This window comes from Streptomyces sp. B93, assembly GCF_018070565.1.
GTDB lineage: Bacteria > Actinomycetota > Actinomycetes > Streptomycetales > Streptomycetaceae > Streptomyces.
In genome coordinates, this window is the sequence record NZ_JAGPXL010000004.1 from 16640 (window position 1) to 41606 (window position 24967).

At 72.8% G+C, this 24967-nt stretch carries 18 protein-coding genes and 2 pseudogenes; 13 read left to right on the plus strand and 7 right to left on the minus strand.

All coding sequences use genetic code 11. The features are described from left to right. Positions 1-96: 96 nt before the first annotated feature. Complete coding sequence (locus KBY47_RS05220) at positions 97-1818, minus strand: FUSC family protein (RefSeq protein ID WP_308405050.1); 1722 nt, start codon at positions 1816-1818, stop codon at positions 97-99. A gap of 255 nt (positions 1819-2073) precedes the next feature. On the opposite strand from KBY47_RS05220, the gene KBY47_RS05225 reads away from it, so the two are divergent. From KBY47_RS05225 to KBY47_RS05235, 3 genes and pseudogenes are all read left to right on the plus strand, one after another. Next, positions 2074-2550 (plus strand): Lrp/AsnC family transcriptional regulator, encoded by a 477-nt coding sequence (locus KBY47_RS05225; protein ID WP_210919722.1) that lies wholly within the window; start codon positions 2074-2076, stop codon positions 2548-2550. 57 nt (positions 2551-2607) lie between these two features. Next, positions 2608-3303 (plus strand): HAD family phosphatase, encoded by a 696-nt coding sequence (locus tag KBY47_RS05230; protein ID WP_210919724.1) that lies wholly within the window; start codon positions 2608-2610, stop codon positions 3301-3303. A 130-nt stretch (positions 3304-3433) separates the two neighbouring features. Next, positions 3434-5963, plus strand: a pseudogene (locus KBY47_RS05235) (beta-L-arabinofuranosidase domain-containing protein); the annotation flags it as partial. A 19-nt stretch (positions 5964-5982) separates the two neighbouring features. Here KBY47_RS05235 and KBY47_RS05240 read toward each other — a convergent pair. Further along, positions 5983-6717, minus strand: a complete 735-nt coding sequence (locus tag KBY47_RS05240) for a LysR family substrate-binding domain-containing protein (RefSeq protein WP_210919725.1) — start codon at positions 6715-6717, stop codon at positions 5983-5985. Positions 6718-6798: 81 nt separating this feature from the next. On the opposite strand from KBY47_RS05240, the gene KBY47_RS05245 reads away from it, so the two are divergent. The 4 genes and pseudogenes from KBY47_RS05245 (at position 6799) to KBY47_RS05260 (ending at position 9661) form a co-directional block, all read left to right on the plus strand. Then, entirely contained in the window at positions 6799-7185 is a 387-nt protein-coding gene (locus tag KBY47_RS05245; protein ID WP_210919727.1) for a DUF5997 family protein, read from the plus strand. A 102-nt stretch (positions 7186-7287) separates the two neighbouring features. Further along, positions 7288-8607: a hypothetical protein gene (locus KBY47_RS05250; protein ID WP_210919729.1), complete on the plus strand. Its 1320-nt coding sequence runs from the start codon at positions 7288-7290 to the stop codon at positions 8605-8607. A 47-nt stretch (positions 8608-8654) separates the two neighbouring features. Further along, a pseudogene (locus KBY47_RS05255) lies at positions 8655-9116 on the plus strand (hypothetical protein); the annotation flags it as partial. 131 nt (positions 9117-9247) lie between these two features. Next, positions 9248-9661 (plus strand): hypothetical protein, encoded by a 414-nt coding sequence (locus tag KBY47_RS05260; protein ID WP_210919732.1) that lies wholly within the window; start codon positions 9248-9250, stop codon positions 9659-9661. 91 nt (positions 9662-9752) lie between these two features. Here KBY47_RS05260 and KBY47_RS36295 read toward each other — a convergent pair whose 3' ends face one another. Together KBY47_RS36295 and KBY47_RS05280 are read right to left on the minus strand one after the other, a co-directional pair. Then, a complete protein-coding gene (locus tag KBY47_RS36295) occupies positions 9753-13565 on the minus strand; it encodes an Ig-like domain-containing protein (RefSeq protein ID WP_247694260.1) in 3813 nt (1270 codons plus the stop codon). A 352-nt stretch (positions 13566-13917) separates the two neighbouring features. After that, positions 13918-14355, minus strand: a complete 438-nt coding sequence (locus tag KBY47_RS05280; RefSeq protein ID WP_210919734.1) for a YjbQ family protein — start codon at positions 14353-14355, stop codon at positions 13918-13920. A 109-nt stretch (positions 14356-14464) separates the two neighbouring features. Between KBY47_RS05280 and KBY47_RS05285 the strand changes: the two genes are divergently transcribed. After that, positions 14465-15544 (plus strand): NAD(P)-binding domain-containing protein, encoded by a 1080-nt coding sequence (locus KBY47_RS05285; protein WP_210919735.1) that lies wholly within the window; start codon positions 14465-14467, stop codon positions 15542-15544. Between the two features lie 12 nt (positions 15545-15556). Here the strand turns inward: KBY47_RS05285 and mltG are convergent, their stop codons facing one another. After that, on the minus strand, positions 15557-16399 hold the full coding sequence (mltG, locus tag KBY47_RS05290; RefSeq protein WP_210919737.1) for an endolytic transglycosylase MltG: 843 nt from the start codon (positions 16397-16399) through the stop codon (positions 15557-15559). Between the two features lie 43 nt (positions 16400-16442). Continuing rightward, a complete protein-coding gene (locus KBY47_RS05295; protein WP_210919739.1) occupies positions 16443-18245 on the minus strand; it encodes an ABC transporter ATP-binding protein in 1803 nt (600 codons plus the stop codon). Between the two features lie 101 nt (positions 18246-18346). Here KBY47_RS05295 and KBY47_RS05300 point away from each other — a divergent pair, with 101 nt between their 5' ends. From KBY47_RS05300 to KBY47_RS05320, 5 genes are all read left to right on the plus strand, one after another. After that, positions 18347-18910, plus strand: a complete 564-nt coding sequence (locus KBY47_RS05300; RefSeq protein WP_210919741.1) for a MarR family winged helix-turn-helix transcriptional regulator — start codon at positions 18347-18349, stop codon at positions 18908-18910. A gap of 302 nt (positions 18911-19212) precedes the next feature. Then, positions 19213-21060: an ABC transporter ATP-binding protein gene (locus KBY47_RS05305; protein WP_210919742.1), complete on the plus strand. Its 1848-nt coding sequence runs from the start codon at positions 19213-19215 to the stop codon at positions 21058-21060. Next, the gene (locus KBY47_RS05310; RefSeq protein WP_210919743.1) at positions 21057-22838 is read left to right on the plus strand and encodes an ABC transporter ATP-binding protein; all 1782 of its coding nucleotides are present in this window, start codon (positions 21057-21059) and stop codon (positions 22836-22838) included. The genes KBY47_RS05305 and KBY47_RS05310 overlap by 4 nt, the downstream gene beginning before the upstream one ends. 285 nt (positions 22839-23123) lie before the next feature. After that, a complete protein-coding gene (locus tag KBY47_RS05315; protein ID WP_210919744.1) occupies positions 23124-23594 on the plus strand; it encodes a DUF5709 domain-containing protein in 471 nt (156 codons plus the stop codon). A gap of 96 nt (positions 23595-23690) precedes the next feature. After that, positions 23691-23963, plus strand: coding sequence for a type B 50S ribosomal protein L31 (locus tag KBY47_RS05320; protein WP_210919745.1), 273 nt, complete (start codon positions 23691-23693; stop codon positions 23961-23963). Positions 23964-24025: 62 nt separating this feature from the next. Here the strand turns inward: KBY47_RS05320 and KBY47_RS05325 are convergent, their stop codons facing one another. Continuing rightward, positions 24026-24820, minus strand: coding sequence for a metal-dependent hydrolase (locus tag KBY47_RS05325; RefSeq protein WP_210919746.1), 795 nt, complete (start codon positions 24818-24820; stop codon positions 24026-24028). Positions 24821-24967 lie beyond the last annotated feature (147 nt).

Here is a 24967-nt window from a genome sequence, read left to right on the forward strand (position 1 = left end):
CGCTGTCCCCTCTCGGTCGGGTGCCGTCCCGTCGCCGACGGTAGCAGTCGATCACGCTAGGTCTAGACCAAGACGACCGGCGCGGTGCGCCCCACCTCAGGCCCCGACCAACGGTGACCCGGACGACGCCCGCAACGGGGCGGCCAGCTCAGCCAGGGCCCGCTCCAGGCCGTGCAGATGAGTGAGCGCGGGGAGGGGCGCGTGGGCGGCGTCCGGCAGGGCGGCACCGGCGGGGACGGGCGAATCGGCGGCCGCGGCGGACCCCATGGGCAGGAGCGGCTCCGGCGCCGCAGGGGCGGCGAGGGCGGCGCCCACGGACGAATCGCCGGGCGCGGTGACCGTGGCCGACCCGCCAGAGCGGGCAGCCCCGCCAGACCCGGCAAGCCCAGCAGGCCCGGGGTTCACGACCGACACCCCGGACACCGCGGCAACGGCGGGCGCCGCACCCACGGCACCCCCGCGACCACCCCCCGTCACCAGGGCCTCCACCGCCCCCTCCACCCGCCAGCACGCGGCGGCCAGGCGGGCGTCGTGGGAGGCCTCCGGGTCGGCGGCGACGGCGACCAGGCCGCGGATCTCGCGGGCGCAGTCGTCGAGGAGGCCGAGCACCCGGCGGGCGCGCCGCTTGCGGCCGAGCATCGGGTTGAGCGGGTGGACGAGTGGGGCGACGGCGAGCCGGACGCGGGCGAGCAGCTGCTCCAGTTCGGCGACGTGCCGCGCCGGGTCGGCGTCGGCGCCACCGAGCCGTGCGGCGGCCGCGGCGGTGCAGGCGTGCACACAGCGCAGGGCGCGCTGGATCCAGGCGTCGGTGACGGCGTGGGTGGTGACGGGCAGTACGAAGAGCACGGCGAGGACCGCACCGAGCGCCCCGACGCCGGTCTCGACGAGCCGCACGGCGAGCAGGCCGGGCGTGAGCATGTCCAGCGCCCCGTACAGGAGGCCGGCGAGCAGCGTGACGCTGAGCATCATCCAGGTGTAGGACACCGCGGCGGTGTAGAAGATGCCGAAGACGCAGACGGCGGTGATCAGGGCCGTGGGGATGGCCGCCCCGTGCACCGGTACGGCGACCAGCAGGGCGAGGCCGATGCCCAGCACCGTGCCGAGGACCCGCCGGAAGCCGCGGACCAGGGTCTCGCCGCGCGAGGTGGTGTTGACGAAGATCCACCAGGTGGCGCCGACCGCCCAGTACCAGCGCTGCCCGGACACCAGCTGCCCGACGACCAGGGCGAAGGCGGCGCCCGCGGTCGCCTGGACCGCCTGCCGGGTGGTGACACGGGCCAGACCGGTTCCCCCGGGCGGGACGACGGCCGGGGGCACCGGCAGTCGGCGCTCGTAGCACCACACTCCGAACCGCACCGCCGCCGCGGCGGCGACGGACAGCAGGACGGCGGCGTACAGCTCGGGCAGCTGGCCGGGGGTCGCCCGCAGGAACTGGGCGATGAAGAAGGTCATGAACGCGAACACGCCGAGGCTGTGGCCGCGCGGCCCCCAGCGGCGGGCGTAGACGCCCGCGCCGACCACGGCGAGGAAGGTGAGGTCGCGGGCGACGGGGTGGTCGTGCAGCTCGGCCGCCGCGGTGAGCACCGGCACGCCGACGACGGGCAGCAGCGCGGTGGTGAGGGCCTGCCCGCGCACGGTGGCGTCGGTGACGGTGAACAGGGCGAGGAGCGCGGCGAGACCGCCGGTGACGGCGCCGACGAGGGAGTGGCCGAGCAGGCCGCACGCCACCACGGCCAGCCCGATGCCGAGGACGGCCCGGGTGGCGAAGCGCAGCCGCGTCCGCCCCGGGTCCGGAGCCACGAACACCCTCTTCAGCACTGAATCCCGCCCCTCGGTCAAAATCAGCATGAAAAAGGCGCCGCGGGTATCCGCAGCGCCATCGACTCCCCCATGACAGCATCAATCCCGCCACTGGCTCAAGTGGCATCCTCGCAACTGGGCCATTGGCACAGCGGCAAGCGGCGCGGGTCGGCCACCGCAGGACCAACGGACCACGTTGGACGGTTCGGCCGGGCCCGGGGCCACTGCGCCATTGGTACAGTCGACCAAGATCAACCATGGAGGCCGGGCGCCATGACCGTGGACGAACTCGACACCCGCATCCTGCGGCTGCTGCTGGAGCAGCCGCGCACATCCGTGCGGGAGTACGCGCGGATACTGGGCGTCGCCCGCGGCACGCTCCAGGCCCGGCTCGACCGGCTGGAGCGGGAGGGCGTGATCACCGGCACCGGTCCGACACTCTCCCCCGCCGCCCTCGGGCACCCGGTGCTGGCGTTCGTGCACATCGAGGTCACCCAGGGCCATCTCGACGACGTCGGCGACGCGCTCGCCGGGGTCCCGGAGATCGTCGAGGCGTTCTCGATCACCGGCGGCGGCGATCTGCTGACCCGGGTCGTGGCCCGTGACAACGCCCACCTGGAGGACGTGATCCAGAAGCTGATCAGCCTGCCCGGTGTCGTCCGCACCCGCAGCGAGGTCGCCTTGCGCGAGCGCGTCCCGCACCGGCTGCTGCCGCTGGTCGAGTCGATCGGCCGGGCGACGGCCGGGTGAACGCACCCGTGACCCCCGCGCGTGAGCCCCGCGCCCAGCCCTTGGCATCATGACCACATGAACCAGCTCGCCGGTACCGCGGTCGTCTTCGATCTCGACGGAACGCTCGTGGACAGCGAGCCCCACTACTACGAGGCGGGCCGACTGACCCTCGCCGAGCACGGCGTACCGGACTTCTCCTGGGCCGACCACGAGCGGTACGTCGGCATCAGCACGCAGGAGACGGTCACCGACTGGCGGCGGCGCTACGGCCTGACCGCCTCCGTGGCCGAGCTGCTGGCCGCCAAGAACCGCCGCTATCTGGCACTCGCCCGGCACGGCACGCGCGCGTACCCGGAGATGCGCAGGTTCGTGGAGCTGCTGGCCGACGAGGGCGTCCCGCTGGCCGTGGCCTCGGGTTCGTCGCCGGAGGCGATCGCGGCGGTGCTGGCCGGTACCGGACTCGACGCCCAGCTGCGGACCGTCGTCTCCGCGGACGAGGTGGCGCACGGCAAGCCCGCCCCGGACGTCTTCCTCGAGGCGGCCCGGCGCCTGGGCGTGCCCCCGGAGCGCTGTGTGGTCGTGGAGGACGCGGCTCCGGGTGCCGCCGCCGCGCACGCGGCCGGGATGCGCTGCATCGCGGTGCCGTACGTGCCCGAGCAGGCCGACGCGCCCGAGTTCGCGACCGCGGGTCTGCTGCTGCGCGGCGGGCAGGCGGAGTTCACCGCCCGCGGCGCCCACGACTGGCTGCTGCGCACGACGGCGTCCGCCTGAGCGACGGGCCCGCTGCCGGGACCCGTCAGAACCGTTGACGCACCCTCGCCTCACCCCTACGGCCCCCGGTCGACAAGTCGCACGACGTCCGATATCCCGAACATCGACTTGCGAACCAGATGAGCACCCCATGGCCCCGCCCCTCTCCCGGCGCGCCCTCCTCCAGAGCGCGGTGCTCGCCGCCGCCGTCCCGCTGCCCCCGCCACGTTCCTGGACGGTCCAGCCCTTCGCGCTCGACGAGGTGGCGCTCGGCGACGGGATCTTCGCCGCCAAGCGCCGTCTGATGCTCGACTACGCCCGTGGCTACGACGTCGAACGGCTGCTCCAGGTCTTCCGCGCCAACGCCAACGTGCCCACCGGCGGCGCGGTCTCCCCCGGCGGCCGGGAGGGCCTGGACGGCGAGGCCAACGGCAATCTGCGCGGCCACTACCCCGGCCACGTCATGACGATGCTCGCCCAGGCGCACGCGGGCACCGGCGACCCGCTCCACGCCGACCGGCTGCGCACGATGATCGGCGCGCTGACCGAGGTCCGCGCGGCACTGCGCCACGCTCCTGCCGTGCTGAGCGCCGAGGGCAGGTTCGGCCGCGCCACCGAGCAGCTCCGCGGCTCCTACCAGTACGTCGACCTGGCCGTCGGCGCCCTGCCCCCCGCCGTCACCTTCTCGGCCTGGGTCAGACCCGGCCATGGCGGCTCCTGGGCCCGCGTCCTCCACTTCGGCGACGACACCACCCGCTATCCGTACCTCGCCGCCCGCAACGCCGCCGGAGTACCCCGGTTCGCCCTCACCGCCGGCGACCCCGGCGCCGAGCAGGGCATCGACGGCACCGCTCCGCTGCCGCTGGACCGGTGGAGCCACCTCGCGGTCACGATCGCGGACGGCACCGGAACGCTGTACGTCGACGGGACGGCCGTGGCCCGCGACACCGCCATGACGCTGACCCCCGCGGACCTCGGCACCCCGGCACACCACTGGCTCGGCCGCTCGCACTTCGCCGCCGACCCGGTCTGCGCGGGCGCCTTCGACGAGTTCAACGTCTGGTCGCGCGCGCTGACCGCCGCCGAGATCGGCGCGCTCCAGGACGGCCCGGCCGCCGGTACCCCCGCCGGACGCGGCGACCTGGCCTCGTACGACTTCGAGGAGACCGGCGGGGGCACCTTCGCCGAGGCCTCCGGACGGGGCCGCACCGCGACCCTGCGGCGGACCTGGGGCGGGCCCAGTCACCCCGGGTTCCTGGCGGCGTACCCGGAGACGCAGTGCATCGAGCTGGAGTCGATGACCGGCTCCGGCTACCACCGGGTCTGGGCGCCGTACTACACCGCGCACAAGATCCTGCGCGGACTGCTGGACGCGTATCTGGCGACCAGGGACGGGCGGGCGCTCGACCTGGCGTCCGGCATGGGCGACTGGATGCACTCCCGGCTGGCACCACTGCCCGACGCGGTCCGGCAGCGCATGTGGGGGATCTTCTCCAGCGGCGAGTACGGCGGCATCGTGGAGGCGATCTGCGATCTGCACGCCCTCACCGGCCGGGCCGAACACCTCGCGCTGGCCCGTCTGTTCGACCTGGACCGGCTCATCGACGCCTGCGCCGCGGGCACCGACGTCCTCGACGGACTCCACGCTAACCAGCACATACCGATCTTCACCGGGCTGGTCCGGCTGTACGACGAGACCGGCGAGGAGCGCTACCTCACCGCGGCCAGGAACTTCTGGCGAATGGTGGTGCCGGTGCGGATGTACGGCATCGGCGGCACCAGCACCGGCGAGTTCTGGCGGGCGCGCGGGGCGATCGCGGGGACGCTCGGCGACACCACCGCCGAGACCTGCTGCGCGTACAACATGCTCAATGGACTACACGTACTTCATCGGGCTCACGCCCGGCCATGTCCGCGACTACACGCCCAAGCAGGGCACGACCTGCTGCGAGGGCACCGGCAGGCATGGAGAGCGCCACCAAGTACCAGGACTCGGTGTACTTCAAGGCGTCCGACGGCAGCGCCCACACCACGGCCGCCTTCGCGCTGCGGCTGCGGGTGCCCTCCTGGGCCACCGCCGGGTTCCGGGTGACCGTCAACGGTCGTGCGGTGGAGGGTGCTCCGGTGCCGGGGAACTACTTCAGCGTGGCACGGACCTGGCGGGACGGCGACACCGTGCGGATCGACATGCCGTTCCGGCTCCGGGTGGAGCGCGCCCTCGACGACCCGGGCCTCCAGACCCTTTCCTCGGGCCGGTCAACCTGGTCGCCCGCGACCCGGCGACGTCGTACCTGGAGTTCGGGCTGTACGGCAACGCCGCCCTCTCCGGCGACCTGCTGCCCAGTCTGGCCCCGGTGCCCGGCCGCCCCCTCCACCACACGCTGGACGGCGTCGCGTTCGCCCCGTTCTTCGAGGGGACTGAGGATCCCACGCACGCCTACTTCCGGCGCGTGGAACCGACGGTCGTCTTCGGAACCGTCGACTCCGGGGTGGCCAATCCGACGCGGGACAACGGCACCACCCTGCTCGACGAGGTCTGGGCGGGCGCGCCGTTCGACGACAAGGGGACGCTGCTCACACGGGTGCGGTCGGTGGTGGCCGCGTGGGTGTCCGAGGGACGGCTGCCCCGGGCCGACGGCCAGGCGGTGCTGCGTACGGCGCAGCGGGCCTCGTACGTCCCCTGGAGGCCGCGGACGCGGGTCAGGAGCGGCGGCGGGGCCTGCCCCGGCGGGTGCCCTTGGAGGTGCCGGGTCGTGGGGTCTTCCTCGCCGTCGGCTTCCGCTGGGCCGGTTTCTCCTCCCGGCGCTGGGGCTGGGTCCGGGAGGGGCCGCGGGTGCTGTTGACCGTACGGCCGCGCACGATGCCGATGAACTCCTCGACCAGCTCGGTGGTCGCCTCCTCCGGCCAGGACAGGGCGACACCCGACTGCGGGGCGTCCACGACCGGCCGGTAGGTCAGGTCCTTGCGGTGGTGCAGCCGGGCCAGGGACTGGGGCACCAGGAGGACGCCGATGCCCGCGGCGACCAGTTCGACGGCGTCCGCCGTGGTGGCGGGGCGTTCGAAGGCGGGCTCGCCGGGCGGACCCTGCTCCCAGCCGAGGACGTCGTCGAGGGGGTGGAGGACGACCTCGTCGGCCACGTCGGCGACGGTCACCTCCTCGGCCGCGGTCAGCAGGTGGTCCTTGGGGACGACCGCGACGGTCTCCTCCGTGTAGAGGGGGATGGCGCTGAAGACCGTACGGTCCACCGGCAGCCGTACGATCCCCGCGTCCGCGGTGCCGTCGCGCAGCGCGTCCGGCGCCTGCGCGGCCGTGACCTGGACGAGGGTCAGGGGAATGTCGGGCAGCCGCTCGTGCCAGATCCGCACCCACTTGCCGGGGGTCGCCCCGGGGACGTACGCCAGCCGGAACGAGGGGGGTGTGTCGGAGCCTGTCACCCCGCAAGGCTACCCGCCGCCGGCGGGGACGCCGTCGGCGGCGGTACGGGGCCACACCGTCCGGCGGATAGTCTGGACGGCATGACGTCGCACCAGAGCACCCAGACGATGAAGCCCGCGACCGCGGCGAAGAAGCTGGGTGTGTACCTCCCCGCCACCCCCGCCGAGTTCCAGCAGGGGACCGTCTCGCGCGCCGAGCTGAACCAGCTCCAGGCCGAGCCGCCCGCGTGGCTGCGGGAGCTGCGACGCACCGGCCCGCACCCCCGTCCGGTCGTCGCGGCGAAGCTCGGTGTCTCCATCGCCGGTCTGGCCCGCGGCGGGGTGACCGAGGCGCTCACCACGGAGCAGATCGAGGCCCTGAAGGCGGAGCGGCCCGAGTGGCTGGAGAAGGAGCGCGCCACCCAGGCCGAGGTCCGCAAGGAGGCCGCCCGGATCAAGCAGCGGGACGCGGAGCGGGACGGCGACTGAGCCTTCCCGACGGCCACTGAACCGGTCGTTCCGGAACGACACCGCATCGGTATCGAACAAGCGTATTGAGGTCGGCCGCCGAGATCGCTCATGATCATGGGTATGTTCTCGCGCAAGGGTCGCCGACCCAAGACCCCCGAACTCCTCCAGGCCTGGGAGCTGCTGGACGCCGGAGACGTCCCCGGCGCCCTGCGGCACCTGCGGACCGGTACGGAGAGCCTGCCCCTGGACGAGGTGGCCCTGGTGGTCGGCCGGGCCGCGGGGACCGCGGGCTTCGACGACCTGCGGCAGGCCGCCACGGCACTCGCGGCCCGACCGGAGAACGCCCGCGCGCTCTACGACTTCGGGTACGCCTGCATCGAGCGCGGCCTGCCCCACCTCGCCGTCCCGGCGCTGCGGGAGGTGCTGCGGCACAACCCCGACGCACTGGTCGTCGTACGGGAACTGGTGTCGGCGTACGAACGCGAGGACCGCCACCGGGAGGCCGTGGAACTGCTCACCCGGTACGAGGACACCTTCGTCGACTGGCCGGACCGCTACCTGCTGGCGTACAACGCGATCATGGCGGGTGATCTCGCCCTCGCCCAGCGCCAGCACGGGCTCCTGCCCGACCCCGAGGACCCGCAGTGGGTGCCCGCGCGGGACCGGCAGCGCCGGATGCTGGAGCGCGCCACGGCCGCGGCGACCGCGAGCCCGCTGGACGGCACCGATCTGCGGGGCTGGCAGTACGTGATCGGCGGCACGGTCCTCGGCACCCTCTCCCCGCACGGTTTCGACGCCGGGATGACCGGCCGCTACGCCTTCCTCCAGGACACCCCCGGCCAGTGTCTGCACGGTCTGCTGCGGCTGAAGGCGCTGCTGACGGCCGCCGGGGTAGAGCCGCGGTCGGTGTCGCTGCTGCCGGACCGCAGCAGCCGGATCCTCGGCCTCGCCGCCGCCGAGGTCCTGGGGCTCCCGGCCGAACCCTTCACCGCCGGGCGTGAGGACACCGTCGTCGTCGCCTACGACCTGAACGACGTCGCCGCGGCGGACGGCGGCCCGGAGACCGTCGACCGCCTCTTCGGCCGCGCGCCCGGACAGGTGCTGCACGAGCACGCGAGCTGCTGGACCGACGCCCCGGCGGTGACCGCCGACAGCGTCACCCTGCTCCACCAGGCCGTGATCGCCCCCTGGGAGGGGCAGCTGCGCCAGGGCGCGGACGGCGGCGTCGAGCGCGGCCCGGCCGACGACCGCCCCGACGCCGTCGTCGCCCAGGACGTCACGGGCGCCGACCCGGAGCCCCAGCAGGGCGACGAGACGGCCCCCGCGGACCCGGACGAAACCCTCACCGCCTTCGCGACGGCCGTCCGCGGGACCTGGCTGCGGGGTGACCGGGCCGGGCTGAACTCCACGGGACCGGTGCCCAGTTCACGGTTCGCGTAGCCGACCGCGGCCTTGGGGCGCGGTCGTCGACCAGAAGGTCGGAGGCGCGGTCACGCATGGGAACGGCCCACGCCGAGTCCGGCCGCAGGGGCGAGGCGCTGCTGCGCCTCACCATGGCGGAACAGGTCGCCACCACCAGCATCGACAACCCCTACGAGAAACTACGGGCGCTGATCGGCGCGGCCGAGGTCCAACGCGAGTCGGGTCGGCTCGAACTCGCCTCCCGGGGCTACGAACAGGCCCTCGGCGTGGCCCGCAACGCCGAGTACCCTCTGGGCATCGCCCACGCCCTCGCGGGCCTCGCCGGCATCGCCGCGCTGCGCCCGGGTGACATCCAGCAGGCCCATGGGTACGCCGAGGAAGCGGTCACCCTGTACCGGAGCCTCGGCGCCGACACGGAAGCGGCAAAACCGCGCGAGTCCCTGCCGGGCCCTCGAGTGGACCGGCTCCTGAGTCCCCCACCCGGGAGCCGGTCCGGGGGTCACCACATCCAGCGGAAGGGGAGATAGAAGGTCAGGGGGGAGGCTCCTCGTCCTGTCGTTGTGTGATTCATGCGAGAACCTAGCCGCCAACTGGAGGCGACACGACAGGGTTTGCGAAAGACGAACACCTGCGGTAATGAAGATCCCAAGGGGGAAAAGTGGAACCGGAGTTGGCGACGCTCGTCGGTGCCGGAGCGACCACCATGGTCGGCCTCATGGTCACCGAGACCTGGGAACAGGCCAGACACCGCCTGGTACGCCTCTTCACCCGCGGCGGCGACGACCCGACCACCGCCGCCGAACTGGAGGAGTCCCGCACCGCCCTCCTCGCCGCCCCCGACGACGCGGACCTGACCGCCGACACGACAGCCCTGCTACGACTCCGCCTGCGCCGCCTGCTGACGGAGAACCCCGACACCGTCGACGAACTCCGCTGCCTCGTGGAGGAGTTCACCGACCCGACCCCGGCAACGGGCCACGTTCGCAACACCATCACCGGCGGCACCCAACACGGCCCGGTCCTCCAGGGCCACTCCTTCACGAACGTGACCTTCCGGGCCCCGGAGGACTGAGGCACGGCCTCAGTGCAGTGACGCCCGACCGGGAAGGCCGGCCGGGCGTCACTGGCGGTCGAGGCGCACGTCGGCTGCCGTGCGCGGGTTGCTAGGGGGCGGTGACCTCGTGGGTGTCGGTCGCGGTGGTCCCAGTGTAGCTGGCGTCACCGTCGTAGGTGGCGGTGATGGTGTACGGACTTCCCGCATCGTCCGTGTAGACGTGCGTGGCCGTGGCCACCCCGCCTGCCACCGTCGCGGACGTCGTCCCCGAACCGTCACCGAAGTCGAACGTGACCGTGCCCGTCGGAATCCCGGCGCCCGGAGCGTCCGCCGCCACCGACGCCGTCACCGTGACCAACTCGCCCACCGCCGACGGGTCAGGACTCGAGGTCACCTCCGCCGTGGTCGAGGCCTGGTCCACCGTCTGGGTGTCCGTCGCGGTCGACCCCGCGAAGCTGGCGTCACCGTCGTAGGTGGCGGTGATGGTGTACGGGCTCCCCGTGGTGTCCGTGTAGACGTGCGTGGCCGTGGCCACCCCGCCTGCCACCGTCGCGGACGTCGTCCCCGAACCGTCACCGAAGTCGAACGTGACCGTGCCCGTCGGAATCCCGGCGCCCGGAGCGTCCGCCGCCACCGACGCCGTCAACGTGACCAACTCGCCGACCACGGACGGGTCAGGGCCCGAGGTCACCACGGTCGTCGTCGAAGCCTCGCCCACGGTCTGGGTGTCGGTTCCGGTCGACGCGGCGAAGTTCGTGTCCCCACCGTAGGAGACGCTGATGGTGTAGGGGCTCCCCGTCGCGTCCGTGTAGGCGTGGGTGGTCGTCGCGGTTCCGCCGACGAGGGTCGCGGTGACGGCCGGTGCCCCGTCGCCGAAGTCGAAGGTGACCGTCCCCGTGGGAGTCCCGGCGCCCGGAGCGTCCGCCGCCACCGACGCCGTCAACGTCACCGGCTCGCCCACCACCGACGGGTCGGGGTCCGACGTCACCGTGGTCGTCGTCGACGCCTGGCCCACGGTCTGGGTGTCGGTACCCGACGACGAGTTGAAGTCACCGCTCCCGCCATAGGTGGCGGTGACGGTGTACGGGCTCCCCGCTGTGGCGGCGTATGCGTGGGTGGCCGTCGCCAGCCCGCCCACCAGGGTCACTGTCGCGCCGGGGCTGCCGTCACCGAAGTCGAAGGTGACCGTCCCCGTCGGGGCCCCGGCGCCCGGAGCGTCCGCCGCCACCGACGCCGTCAACGTCACCGGCTCACCCACCACCGACGGGTCGGGGTCCGATGTCACCGTGGTCGTGGTGTCCGCGGCGACGACCGAGTGGGGGTCAGTGGCCGACGACCCCGCGAAGCTGGTGTCTCCGCCGTAGGTGGCCGTGATGGTGAACGGGCTGCCGGTCGCCGTGGCGTAGGTGTGGGTGACCGTGGCCGTCCCGCCCACGACGAATCCGGTGACCGGCATGGAACCGTCGCCGAAGTCGAAGGCGACCGTCCCCGTCGGGGTCCCCGCGCCCGGAGCGTCCGCCGCCACCGACGCCGTCAACGTCACCGGCTCGCCCACCACCGACGGGTCAGGAGCCGATGTCACCTCGGTCGTCGTCGGCGACTGGTTCACCGTGTGGGTGTCGGTGCCCACCGACGGGCCGAAGTTGCTGTTGCCGGTGTAGATGGCGGTGATGGTGTGGGTGCCCGTCGTCATGGCAGTGGTCGAGACCGTGGCGGAGCCCGCCACGACCGGAGCGCTGAGTACCGGTCCGTCGCTGATGACGAAGAACACCGTCCCGCCGGGCGTACCGGCTCCGGGCGGGGCCGGAGTCACCGTGGCGGTGATCGTCACCTGCTCGCCGAAGTTCGACGGGTCGGGCGTCGACGTGACCGTGGTGGTCGTCGCGGCGATGCCGACGGTCTGGGTGTCCGTACCGGTGGAGGCGCCGAACTCCGCGTCCCCGGCATAGGCCGCCGTGACGGTGTACGGGCTGCCCACGGCGCTGGCGTAGGTGTGGGTGAGAGTCGCCGTCCCGCCCACGAGCGTCACGGTCTCGGTGGGCGACCCGTCCCCGAAGCTGACGACCACGTCTCCGGTCGGTGTCCCGACCGCGGGTGCCACGACGGACACCACCACCGTGACGTCGACCGGTTGGCCGGCCACCGAGGGGTCGGGGCTGGTGGTGACCGCGGTGACGGTTGCCGCCACCTCGACGGTCTGGGTGTCCGTGCCGGTCGAGGCGGTGAAGTTGGCGTCGCCGCCGTAGGTCGCGGTGACCTCGTACGGGCTGCCGGTCGCGGTCGTGTAGGTGTGGGTCACCGTCGCGGCACCGCCGGCCACCGGCGCCGTCACCGGCGCGCTGCCGTCACCGAAGTCGAAGGTGACCGTCCCCGTCGGAGACCCCGCCCCCGGCGCTACGGGAGCGACGGCTGCGGTGAACGACACCTGCTGCCCCACCGTCGACGGGTCCGGATCCGATGTCACGGTGACCGTCGTCCCGGCCGCCGTCACGGTCTGGGTGTCCGTGCCGGTCGAGCCGGTGAAGTCGGCGTCCCCGCCGTAGGAGGCGGTGATGGTGAACGGGCTGCCGGTCGTGTTCGCGTAGGCGTGGGTCACCGTCGCCGTACCGCCCACCAGGGTCACCGTCTCGGCCGGGGTGCCGTCGCCGAAGTCGATGGTGACGGCCCCCGTGGGGGTGCCGGTCGCGGGTGCCGCCGGTGCCACCGTCGCGGTGATGGTCACCTCCTCGCCGACCGTCGAGGGGTCCGGCGTGGAGGTGACCGTCGTGGTGGTGGCCGAGGGGCCGACGGAGTGGCTGTCCGTGCCCGTCGACGGGGAGAAGCTCCCGTCACCACCGTAGGCGGCCGTCACCGCGAACGGGCTGCCCGTCGCGGACGTGTAGGTGTGGCTCACCGTCGCCGTGCCACCCGTCAACGTCACCGTCTCGCCCGGACTACCGTCACCGAAGTCGAGAGTGACCGTGCCCGTCGGCACGCCCGCGCCCGGCGCCACCGTCACCGTGAAGCCCACCGGCTGCCCCACCACGGACGGGTCCGGCGAAGAGGTCACCGTGGTGGTCGTGGCCGCCGACAGCACGGTCTGGGTGTCGGTTCCCGTGGAGGGGTTGAGGTTGGCGTTCCCGCTGTAGGTCGCGGTGACCGTGTACGGGGTGCCGCCGGTAGCGCTGGTGTAGGTGTGGTTGGCCGTGGCAGCCCCGCCGACCAGGGGGACCGTCACGGGCGGCGAGCCGTCGCCGAAGGTGAAGGTCACTGTGCCCGTGGGCGTGCCCAGCCCTGGGGGCACCGTCGCCACGGTCGCGGTGAAGTTCACCTGCTGGCCCACCGTCGACGGGTCCGGCGAGGAGGTCACCGTGGTGGTGGTCGCCGCCTTGCCCAGGACGGTGTGCGTGTCCGTTCCGGCCGACGGCAGGTAGTTGGCGTCCCCGCCGTAGATCGCGGTGATGGTGTGCGGGCCGACGCTCAACGAGTCGGTGGTGACGGTCGCCGTCCCGCCCACCAGCGGCGCCGTCAGCGTCGGCCCCCCGCTGATGACGAACGTGACGCTGCCCGTCGGCGTGCCCGCCCCCGGTGGGGCCGCCGCCACCGTCGCCGTGATCGTCACCGGCTGGCCGAAGTCCGACGGATCCGGCGACGAGGTCACCGTCGTCCGGGTGGACGCCTTGATGACCATCTGGATGTTGGCGCCCCTGGACGGGGTGAAGTTGGCGTCGCCGCTGTAGGAGGCGGTGACCGGGTGGCCTCCGACGGACAGGTCGCTGACCGTCGCCGTCGCGGTACCGCCCACGACGGGCGCCGTCACGGTGGGACCGCCGGAGACGGTGAAGGTAACCGTCCCCGTGGGAGTCCCCAGGCCGAGCGGAATGATGGTCGCGGTCAGCGTCACCGGCTGACCGAAGACCGAGGGATTCGGCGACGTGGTCAATAAGGTAAGGGTGGCAGGCATGAAGATGGCCTCCAGAGTTCGGGACTGGATCGAGGGGCCTCCTCGTGTCACCGCACTGCTGGGGGCTGTTGCCTCAGGTGATCGATGATGGGCACCACTGACCGCCATCCCCCGACAGTGGGATGGGCGGCCCGTCGGTCCCACCAGTACGCGCCCGCCTGTTTGCACCACGCCAGAAGCGCAACGGCCTTTCCCCCGAACGGCCGAGCGCAACAAGGGCGTACGGCGCCCGGACCGCGTACGACCCCGGCGTGCGACGGTCGCACTGTGCGCTGGACGGTCGGGCGGGGGGGACGCGCTGGACGCCGTGCTCTGGTTCCGGGCCGTACGGTCAGGCCGCGTCGGCGCCGCCCAGGAACGACAGCCGCACCTGACGGTCGGGATTGTCCTTGTTCGTGTCGACCAGGCACACCGACTGCCAGGTCCCCAGTTCCAGGCGTCCGCCCACGACGGGGAGCGTGGCGTGGGGTGGGACGAAGGCGGGGAGGACGTGGTCGCGGCCGTGGCCGGGGCTGCCGTGGCGGTGCTGCCAGCGGTCGTCGGCGGGCAGGAGGGTGTGCAGGGCGGCGAGGAGGTCGTCGTCGCTGCCCGCGCCCGTCTCGATGATCGCGACACCGGCGGTGGCATGCGGGACGAAGACGTTGAGCAGGCCGTCGCGGCCCCCGGCCACCTCGCGCAGGAAGCTCTCGCAGTCCCGGGTGAGGTCGACCACGGCTTCGGAGGCGCCGGAGGAGATGTGCAGGACTCGGGTCGTGAACGCGTCTGGCATGGCTCCCATCCTGGCCCATGGCGGCAGCCGTGGTGCGCAGTGGCGGGCGGGTCTGGGGCGCGGTGGGAAGATCCGCGACCTCCGGCCGGTTAGTAGAAACGTGAACGATATGGGTGCGGGTCTGGATGAGGTCGAGGTCGTGGTCGTCGGGGCCGGTCAGGCCGGGCTGTCCGCCGCCTACCATCTGCGGCGCACCGGCTACGAGCCGGACCGTGACTTCGTGACCCTGGACCACTCCCCCGGCCCCGGCGGCGCCTGGCAGTTCCGGTGGCCGTCGCTGACGTACGGCAAGGTGCACGGGATGCACGCGCTGCCGGGGATGGAGCTGACCGGGGCCGATCCGGCGCGGCCGTCCTCGGAGGTCATCGCCGAGTACTTCGCGTCGTACGAGCGCGCCTTCGGTCTGCGGGTGCGGCGGCCCGTCGACGTGCGGGCCGTACGGGAGGGCGGTGACGGGCGGCTGCTCGTCGAGACCTCGGCCGGGACCTGGGCGACGCGCGCCCTGATCAACGCGACCGGCACCTGGGAGCGGCCGTTCTGGCCGCGCTACCCCGGCCAGGAGACGTTCGGCGGGCGGCAGCTGCACACCGCGCAGTACCCGGGGCCGCGGGCCTTCGCCGGACAGCGGGTCGTCGTGGTGGGCGGCGGCACGTCCGGGACCCAGCACCTGCTGGAGATCGCCCCGTACGCGGCGGCCACCACCTGGGTGACCCGACGGCCGCCGGAGTTCCGCGAGGGCCCGTTCGACGAGGACGCGGGACGACAGGCGGTCGCGCTGGTGGAGGAGCGGGTGAAGCAGGGGCTGCCGCCGAGGAGCGTGGTGTCGGTGACCGGGCTGCCGCTCAACGACGCGATCCGGGAAGGGCTGGCGAACGGGGTGCTGGACCGGAAGCCGATGTTCGACAGGATCGTCCCGGACGGGGTCGAGTGGGACGACGGGCGGCATGTGAGCGCAGACGTGATTCTCTGGGCGACCGGCTTCCGCGCCTCCGTCGACCATCTCGCGCCGCTGCGGCTGCGCGAGCCGGGCGGCGGCATCCGGGTCGAGGGCACCCGGGCGGTCGCCGATCCGCGGATCCACCTGGTCGGCTACGGTCCCTCGGCGAGCACCATCGGCGCCAACCGCGCGGGCCGGGCGGCCGTACGGGACATCAGACGGCTGCTGGCCGGGGAGCCGGTCGCCGCGTGATGCCCCGTGGGCTCACCCCCGGGTGGGCGAGGCGCTCCTCTGCCGGGCGTTGAACTCGGCCACGTTGCGCTGGTGCTCGGCGTAGTCGGCGGTGAAGCGGGTGTCGCCGGGCTTGACGGTGACGAAGTAGAGCCAGTCCCCCGGTGTCGGGTTGATCGCGGCCCGCACCGCCTCCTCGCCCGGGTTGTCGATGGGCGTGGGCGGCAGGCCCATGCGCTGGTACGAGTTGTAAGGGCTGTCGATACGGGTGTCACTGACCGTGGTGTTCAGCGTGGTGCGGTTCAGCGCGTAGTTGAGGGTGGAGTCCATCTGGAGCGGCATGCCGCGCTCCAGGCGGTTGAAGACCACCCGCGCCACCTTCCCCATGTCCTCCTTGGTGGCGGCCTCGGCCTGGACGATGCTGGCGATGGTGACGGCCTGATAGACGTTCATGGCATTGCGCTGCGCACCCGCGGCGATGGGCGCGCCGTTGAACTTCTTGTTGGCGGTGTCGACCATCAGTGACAGCAACTGCTCCGGAGTGGACTGCTCCTGGAGCGGATACGTCGCCGGGTACAGGTAGCCCTCCGGGTTGCCCTCGGCGTCGTTGGGCAGTTTCAGCCGGGCCTTGTCGAGGGACTTCCTCGTGGTACCCGCGGGCAGGGCGAGGGCCTTGTCGACGGCGGTGTACACCTGGCTGGCGCGCCAGCCCTCCGGGATCACCAGGGTGGTGGGCTTCTCCTCGTCGTCGTCGGCCAGGGTCAGCAGCGGCACCGCCACGGCGGTGCCGGCCACGACGGCCCCGGTCGCGATGAGGGCAATGCGTCCCCTGCGCGTCAGTCGGATCGTGCTCCGTGGCGGAGTGTTCATCTGCATGCGGGCACGGTAGCGCCTATACCGTCACAAACCCGGCATATCGTCAGCTTGTCGGCTCCAGTCGGGCGTCCCGGCGGACCAGTGACGCGTACCGGCCGTCCAGCTCCAGCAGTTCCTCGTGCGTACCCCGTTCCACGGCCTGTCCGGCATCGAGGACCACGATCTGGTCGGCGCTCCGGATGGTGGACAGGCGGTGCGCGATGGTGACCGTGGTGCGGTTGGCCGACAGCGCGTCGATCGCGTCCTGCACCGCGTGCTCCGTACGGGTGTCCAGGGCGCTGGTCGCCTCGTCGAGGATGAGCACCGGCGGATCGCGCAGGATGGTGCGGGCGATGGCCAGCCGCTGCTTCTCACCCCCGGAGAAACGGTGGCCGCGCTCACCCACGACCGTGTCGTAGCCGTCGGGGAGCGAGGCGATGTGGTCGTGGATCTGCGCCGCCTTCGCCGCCGCGCGCAGCTCCTCGTCGGTGGCGTCCGGCTTGGCGAAGCGCAGGTTCTCCGCGACCGTCGCGTGGAAGAGGTACGTCTCCTGCGAGACGACGCCGACCGCGCGCGCGAGGGTGTCGAAGTCGAGGTCGCGTACGTCGACCCCGTCGATGGTGACCCGACCGCCCGTCACGTCGTACAGCCGCGGCACCAGGTACCCCAGCGTCGACTTGCCCGCGCCGGTCGGGCCGACGATCGCCAGGCTGCCGCCCGCGGGGACGGTGACGTCGATGCCGTCGAGGATGGGGCCGCCCTTGTCGTCGTAGCGGAACTCGACGTTCTCGAAGCGGACCTCGCCCTTGACGCGGTCCAGGTGGACCGGCCGGTCGCGCTCGGTGATGTCTATCGGCAGGTCCAGGTACTCGAAGATGCGCTGGAACAGGGCGAGCGAGGCCTGGATCTGGACGCCGGTGCCGAGCAGGCTGACCGCCGGGCGGAACAGGCCCTGCTGGAGGGAGACGAAGGCGACGATCGTGCCGATGGAGACGGCCGGGCCGCCGAAGTGCAGGGCGAGGCCCGCGGTCCAGTAGATGACGGCGGGCATCGCCGCCATGACGATCGTGATCACGGCCATCCGCCAGCGGCCCGCCATGTTCGACCGCACTTCGAGGTCGACCAGGCGTTCGGACTCGTCGGAGAAGGCGCGGGTCAGGGAGTCGGAGCGGCCCATGGTGCGGCCCAGCAGGATGCCGCTGACCGAGAGGGACTCGGTGACCGTGGCGGCCATCGCGGCCATCTGCTTCTGGCGCTGGGTGGTGATCCGCCTGCGCTCGTTGCCGACCCGGCGGCTGATCCACACGAACACCGGGAGCAGGAGCAGGGAGACCACCGTCAGCCGCCAGTCCAGGACGAGCATCGCGAGGATCGTGGCGACCACACTGGTGAAGTTGGCGACCAGCGAGGTGGCGGTGGAGGTGACGGTGGCCTGCATACCGCCGATGTCGTTGGCGATGCGGGACTGGACCTCGCCGGTGCGGGTGCGGGTGAAGAAGGCGAGCGACATGCGCTGGAGGCGGCCGTAGACGGCGGTGCGCAGGTCGTGCATCACACGCTGGCCGACCGTCGTGGAGATCAGCGTCTGGAGCACGCCGAAGACGCTGGTCAGTACGGCGCCCAGGATCATGCCGAGGGCGAGCAGGGTGAGCAGACCGGTGCGGCCCTCGGGGATCGCGACATCGAGGATCGCCTTCAGCAGGAACGGCGTGGCGACCGAGACCAGCGATGCGGCGCCGACCAGCAGGCCGACGACCGCGAGGCGGCCGCGATAGGGGCGGAAGAGACTCAGGATGCGACGCCACTGCCGGGGCTGCCGCTCGGCGTCGGCGGGTGGTGTCCAGGCGGTTTCACGGTCGGGGTGCATGGGCTCCTACGGTGGGTGAGACGGCGCCGGGTGGCGCCCGCCGGATCGTAGCTCATTGTTACCTATGCTCACAATGAACTTAGTCCTGATATTGTTCCCGCATGACGCACCCCGCCACCGATGGTTCCGCCGGCCCGCACGGCCCCGCCGGTCCTGACGGTCCTGCCTGTTCCGACGGTCCTGACGGCTCCGTCGGTACGGAAGTCGGTACGGAAGGCGGCGCGGAGGGCTCCGAGGGGCAGCTCGCCGAGCAGTTGCTGCGGCTGACCCGGCGTGTGCACCGCATCCAGAAGCGCCATCTGGAACGGCACGACCTGGGCATCACTCCCGCCCAGTCGCGACTGCTGCGCACCCTCGCGCACTTCGGGGCGCCGCCGCGGATGGCGGACCTCGCCGAACGCCTCGAGGTGGTGCCGCGAGCCGTGACGACCCTGGTCGACGCGCTGGAGTTGAGCGGCAGGGTGCGCCGGGCACCGGATCCGGCCAATCGCCGGGTGATCCGTATCGAACTGACCGAGGCGGGCCACCACGCCCTGCGCGAACTCCACGCCGCCCGCCGGTCGGCCGCCGAGGAGATCCTCGCGCCGCTGACGGAGGAGCAGCGGGTCGTGCTGGGCGGGTTGCTGGACACGTTGGTCGACGGGGTGGCGGTGCGGCGCTGCTGAGACCTGCGCCGGGCGTCCGGGGGGGGCGTCCGGGTGGGGCGCGAGGGCGTGTCCTTGGTGCGCGTCGGGGGCGTCGGTCGGATGCCGCGGGGGTGTGGCTGCCGTGTGCGGCCGGGGCCGTCGGTGGGGTGCCGCGGGGGTGTGGCTGCCGTGCGGGCAGCCGATTCCGTGCCGTGGCGCGGAAAACCGTTTGCCTCGGTGCGCCCGGCGGCGCGAACCTTGCACGGTTTGCGGTCGCCGCGCGCGGTCCGCGGCGCATCGGCCCGCCCTTTTCCACCCCTGACTCGAGCCACTGGGACGTCATGCAGATCCAAGACCTTCCCTATCCCGACCCTGGTGTGCCGGACGCACGCTCGGGGTCTCGATTCCTGTGGTGGTTGGGCCGCAATCAGCTGCGCGGTCAGCTGAAGTCCCTGGCCTGGGGCCTGCTGCACTTCCTCTCCGTCTCGGCACTGCCCTTCTGCGTCGGTCTGGCCGTCCAGGCGGTCGTGGACCGGTCCGGTGAGCGGCTCGCCCTCGCCGGCGGACTGATGGCGCTGGCCTGCGCGGGCAACGCGATCGGCGACACCTTCCTGCACCGCGCCGCCGTCACCAACTGGATCACCGCCGCCGCCCGCGTCCAGCAACTGCTGGCCCGCAAGGCCGCACTGCTGGGCTCGGCGCTGACCCGACGCGTCGCGGCCGGTGAAGTGGTGGCCGTGTCGACCGGCGACGTCGAGAAGATCGGCTGGTTCGTGGAAGCCGTCTCCCGGTTCACCGCGGCGGCGGTGACGGTCGTCGTGGTCTGTGCCGCGCTGGTCGTCTACCAGCCCGCCCTCGGTGTGGTCGTCGCCGTGGGCCTGCCCGTCCTGGCGCTGGCCGTACTGCCCCTGCTGCCGCGCGCCACCCGGCGGGCCGACTTCCAACGCGAGAAGGCGGGCCGCGCCACCGAACTGGCCTCCGACACCGTCGCCGGACTGCGTGTCCTGCGCGGCATCGGCGGCGAGGAACTCTTCCTCGACCGCTACCGCGACGCCTCCCAGGACGTCCGCCACGCCGCCGTCCGCAGCGCCCGCATGTGGTCCCTGATCTCCGCGATCCAGGTCCTCCTGCCCGGCCTGCTGCTGATCGCGGTCGTCTGGTACGGCGTCCACCTGGCCCGCGAGGGCCGCATCACCGTCGGCGAACTCGTCACCGTCTACAGCTCGGTCATGATCCTCACCTACCCTCTGCGCCACTTTGAAGAGATCGCCATGGCGTACTCCTTCTCGCGGCCCTCCGCCAAGCGGGCCGCCCGGGTGCTGTCCCTGGAGCGCGCCACCGACGCCGGAGGGTCACGCGCCGCCGAACTGCCCGCCGGGGACCTGTACGACCCGGCCACCGGCATGCTCGCCACCGCCGGGCTCCTCACCGCGGTGGTCTGCGGCGACCCGGACGCGGCGGGACGGCTCGCGGAACGGCTGGGTGGCCACCCCTCGGAACCAGGAACCTCGGTCCTGCTCGGTGGCGTACCGCTCGACGAGCTCCCGCTGGACTCCGCCCGGACGGCCGTCCTGGTCCAGGACAAGGACCCGGTGCTGCTCTCCGGGACGCTGCGGGAGCTGCTCGACGTACCCGGCTCCGGCACCGTGGCCGCCGAGGAGGCGCTGGCGGCGGCGCAGTGCGGGGACGTGCTGGCCGCGCTGGTCGAGGGCTCGCTGGACGCGGAGGACCCGCTCGACTCACGGATCACCGAGCGCGGGCGGTCGCTGTCCGGCGGCCAGCGGCAGCGGCTGGCGCTGGCCCGGTCGCTGATCACCGACCCCGAGGTGCTGGTGCTGGACGAGCCGACCTCGGCCGTCGACTCGCACACCGAGGCACGGATCGCCCAGGGCGTACGGGAACTGCGGGCGGGCCGTACGACGGTCGTGTTCACCTCCTCGCCGCTGCTGCTGGACCGCGCGGACCGGGTCGTCCTCGTGCACGAGGGCGCGGTCGCCGCGGTCGGATCGCACCGCGACCTGATGCGCGGCGAGCCCGGGTACCGGGCCGTGGTCACCCGTGAGACCGACGAGGAGGCCGCGCTCACCGGTGTGCGGGTGAGGGCCGCCGCAGGTGGCGCGGGCGCCCTGCCCGACGTCGACAAGATGAACGAACTGAACGAACTGGAAGAGATCGAGGAGTCCGCATGATCGGCGTGGCGCCACCGGCGTACGACCCGGCGGCCCCGACGACGGCCCACACGCTGCCCGTCGGCGCCCCCACGACCGTACGCGCCTACGTGGCCGAACTCTTCCAGCGGCACCGGCGTGCGTTCCTGTTGCTCGTCGCCGTCAACACGGTCGCCGTGGTCGCCTCCATGGCTGGTCCGTGGCTGCTGGGCGATCTCGTCGAGCGGGTGTCCGACGGGGCGCGGGAGCTGCGGCTGGAACTGACGGCCGGGCTCTTCGTCCTGGCGCTGCTGGTGCAGGCCTTCTTCGTGCGTCAGGTGCGGCTGCGCGGCGCGATGCTCGGTGAGCGGATGCTGGCCGATCTGCGCGAGGACTTCCTCGTCCGCTCGGTCGGGCTGCCGCCGGGCGTGCTGGAGCGGGCCGGGACGGGTGACCTGCTGTCCCGGATCACCACCGACATCGACCGGCTCGCCAACGCGATGCGCGAGGCCGTGCCCCAGCTGGCGATCGGTGTGGTGTGGGCGGCGCTGCTGCTGGGCGGACTGGTCGTCACCGCGCCGCCGCTCGGCGCCGCCGTGCTGCTCGCCGTGCCGTTGCTGGTGGCCGGCTGCCGCTGGTACTTCCGGCGGGCGCCCGCCGCCTACCGCTCGGAGGCCGCCGGGTACGCGGCGGTGGCCGCGGCGCTCGCCGAGACCGTGGACGCCGGGCGCACCGTCGAGGCGCACCGGCTGGGCCACCGCCGGGTCGAGCTGTCGGACCAGCGGATCCGGGAGTGGACGGCGTGGGAGCGCTACACGCTGTGGCTGCGCTCGGTGCTCTTCCCCGTCATCAACGTCACCCATGTGACGGTGCTGGCTTCCGTCCTGATGATCGGCGGTGTCTTCGTCCTCCAGGGCTGGATCGGCGTCGGCCAGCTGACCACCGGCGCGCTGATCGCGCAGATGCTCGTCGACCCCGTCGGGCTGATCCTGCGCTGGTACGACGAGCTTCAGGTGGCGCAGGTGTCGCTGGCCCGGCTGGTCGGTGTCCGGGACATCGAGGCGGCCGACGGCGACGCCTCGGTCGCACCCGACGGGCGTGACGTGCGCGCCGACAAGGTGCGCTTCGGCTACCGCGAGGGCGTCGACGTGCTGCGCGAGGTCTCCCTCGGTGTGGCTCCCGGCACCAGGCTGGCCCTGGTCGGTCCCTCGGGTGCCGGTAAATCCACGCTGGGCAGGCTGCTCGCGGGGATCTACGCGCCCCGCGACGGCCGGATCACCCTCGGCGGCGCCGAGCTGTCCCGGATGCCCGCGGAACGGGTCCGTTCCCATGTGGCCCTGGTCAACCAGGAACACCATGTCTTCGTGGGCTCCCTGCGTGACAACCTCCGGCTCGCCCGCGCGGACGCCGACGACGCCGAGCTGTGGGCGGCCCTGGGCGCCGTCGACGCGGACGACTGGGCCCGTGCCCTGGACGACGGGCTGGACACCGAGGTCGGCTCGGGCGGCTTCGCCCTCACCCCGGCACAGGCCCAGCAGATCGCCCTGGCCCGGCTGGTGCTCGCCGACCCGCACACCCTGGTCCTCGACGAGGCCACCTCGCTGCTCGACCCCCGCGCGGCCCGCCACCTGGAGCGGTCCCTGGCCCGCGTCCTCGACGGCCGCACGGTCATCGCCATCGCCCACCGTCTGCACACCGCCCACGACGCCGACGTCATCGCCGTCGTCGAGAACGGCCGCATCACGGAACTCGGCAGTCACGACGACCTCGTCTCGGCCGACGGGGCCTACGCGGCGCTGTGGCGGTCCTGGCACGGGTGAACCGGGCGTCGCGCCCGGCCACGCGGAGGTCACGACGGCCGGTGACCTGCCCGTGCGAGGGGTGACCGGCAGCGGGACGGGGGCCGGGGTGGTGCGGATGGGCGGCCTGGCGGCGGCCGTGGCGTTGCGCGGTTGCGACGAGGGGTGGAAGGCTGGAAAGCGGCGTCGGCTCGGGGAGCGCCCGCGAACCCTGCGGTCCCGCGCCTGTCGAAACCTGCGCCCGGGCGCGCCGGCCACCCGCCGAAGACGACGGGAACGGTCCGTCCGCACCACCTGGAGGTACCCGTGAACAGCGCCGAAGGATGGGGCGACGACGTATACCAGCCCGACCAGTCCGACCAGCGGGAGGACACGGGGCTGCTCGACGCTGAGGACACCCTGGAGTACGACGGTGTCGACGATCCCCTCGACCGCGGCTGGTCCCCGCCCGAGAAGCCGTGGGCCGTGGAGCACCACGGTGTGACCGCGGCCGAGCGGCAGCGCGGCGAGACGCTGGACCAGCGGCTGGCCGAGGAGCTGCCGGACACGGTGACCCCCGACGGTGACGGCATCGGCGACTCCGAGGGCACCGACGGCGAACTCATCGACAACGAGGTCGGCGCCATGCGCTCCGGCCGGCTCGTCGCCCCCGATGAAGGGGTACACGAGGACGAGGAGAGCGCGCTGGTGGCCACGGACGTCGGTATCGACGGCGCGGCCGCCTCCGCCGAGGAGGCCGCGATGCACATAGTCGACGAGGACTCCCTGTCGGGCTGACGCCGCGGCCACCGAAACTCCCCCGTCGGCCTCGTGGGCCCCCGCGCCGTCACCGCACCGCCTTCCTTCCCTGCCACCGCCGCACCAGGAGCAGCCATGCAGCAGGACAAGCACCCCGACTACCACCCCGTCGTCTTCCGCGACCGGGCCGCGGGCTACGCCTTCCTGACCCGGTCCACCGCGACCAGTGACCAGAGCATCGAGTGGGACGACGGCGAGACGTACCCCGTGGTGGACGTCGAGATCTCCTCGGAGAGCCACCCCTTCTACACGGGCAAGGCCCGCACGGTGGACACCGAGGGCCGCATCGCCCGCTTCGAGCGGCGGTACGGCGAGGGCGCGTCGCAGGTGTCGCCGGGCTCCGACTGAGAGTGGCGGCCGGGCACCCGGCGGGCGGCGCGCCAGACGCCGGGCACCTGGCGGACGGCGCCTCAGATGAAGTTGAGCGCGGCGGCCCCGCCCACTCCCCCGAGCACCATGAACGCGGGCATCAGCACCTTCAGCTCCACCCAGCTGCCCGCCCGGAACCGCATCCCCTTCGGCGGGCCCACGGGGTACCAGCGCTTGCGGCCTACCGGTATCGGCCAGAGTATCGGGCAGCCCGATATGGTCAGCGCGTCCCCGATGTCGTGCACCAGCGCGCCCAGGACGATCGGCAGGCCCAGCCACAGGTACTCCTGGCCCGGCGCCGTGAACAGCCAGTCGGAGCCGTTGCCCGGCTCGTCCAGCACTCCGGCGAGGATCCACGCGCTCGTCGCGGCCAGCAGCCACACCAGGACATCGCTGCTGGCACCCCGGGTCGCCCGCCACAGCAGGCCCTCGATGGCCAGCACCATGTGCACGAAGAGGATCGCCAGCACCGCCCAGCGGCCACCGGTGATCGCCAGCACCGAGGTGCCCCCACCGATCAGGACCGCCCACAGCCAGGTGTGGGTGAGCGTGCGGTGCCCGCCGGAGCGGCGTGGGTCGCCCTGCTTCCTGGTGGCCTTGTAGACGGCGTAGGAAAGCTTGTCGACGATCTCGCACAGCCAGCGCGAGACGGGACCGAAGGCCCGCGAGATGGTGGCGGCCTTGTGGTCGAGGTCGGGGGCGAGGGCGGCGCCCGCGCAGATCAGCGCGCCGACGAGGAGGACCGGCCAGGGCATGGTGTGCCCGGCCGCCGCGGCGGCGGCTCCGACGCCGAGCCAGGCCGCGGCGCCCGAAAGTGAGTGTGCTGGTCCCATCATCGCCGCTGCCCGCCCCATTCCTCGTGTTCCGCTGTGCAGTTGACCTGCCCGGCTGTTTGGCCGACCGGGCGCCGTGACGCCGCGTCGGCGACACAGCGTAGCGTTCGCGATCTTCGTACCCGTATCCGATTGCCGTTCCGGGTGGGT

Bases quoted from the DNA above. Each gene is read 5' to 3' on its own strand.
- KBY47_RS05320 (WP_210919745.1), top strand. From the start codon at position 23,691: ATGCAGCAGGACAAGCACCCCGACTACCACCCCGTCGTCTTCCGCGAC.
- KBY47_RS05230 (WP_210919724.1), top strand. From the start codon at position 2,608: ATGAACCAGCTCGCCGGTACCGCGGTCGTCTTCGATCTCGACGGAACG.
- KBY47_RS05285 (WP_210919735.1), top strand. From the start codon at position 14,465: ATGGGTGCGGGTCTGGATGAGGTCGAGGTCGTGGTCGTCGGGGCCGGT.
- KBY47_RS05280 (WP_210919734.1), bottom strand. From the start codon at position 14,355: ATGCCAGACGCGTTCACGACCCGAGTCCTGCACATCTCCTCCGGCGCC.
- KBY47_RS05225 (WP_210919722.1), top strand. From the start codon at position 2,074: ATGACCGTGGACGAACTCGACACCCGCATCCTGCGGCTGCTGCTGGAG.
- KBY47_RS05295 (WP_210919739.1), bottom strand. From the start codon at position 18,245: ATGCACCCCGACCGTGAAACCGCCTGGACACCACCCGCCGACGCCGAG.
- KBY47_RS05325 (WP_210919746.1), bottom strand. From the start codon at position 24,820: ATGATGGGACCAGCACACTCACTTTCGGGCGCCGCGGCCTGGCTCGGC.
- KBY47_RS05310 (WP_210919743.1), top strand. From the start codon at position 21,057: ATGATCGGCGTGGCGCCACCGGCGTACGACCCGGCGGCCCCGACGACG.
- KBY47_RS05305 (WP_210919742.1), top strand. From the start codon at position 19,213: ATGCAGATCCAAGACCTTCCCTATCCCGACCCTGGTGTGCCGGACGCA.
- KBY47_RS05300 (WP_210919741.1), top strand. From the start codon at position 18,347: ATGACGCACCCCGCCACCGATGGTTCCGCCGGCCCGCACGGCCCCGCC.
- KBY47_RS05245 (WP_210919727.1), top strand. From the start codon at position 6,799: ATGACGTCGCACCAGAGCACCCAGACGATGAAGCCCGCGACCGCGGCG.
- mltG (WP_210919737.1), bottom strand. From the start codon at position 16,399: ATGCAGATGAACACTCCGCCACGGAGCACGATCCGACTGACGCGCAGG.
- KBY47_RS05250 (WP_210919729.1), top strand. From the start codon at position 7,288: ATGTTCTCGCGCAAGGGTCGCCGACCCAAGACCCCCGAACTCCTCCAG.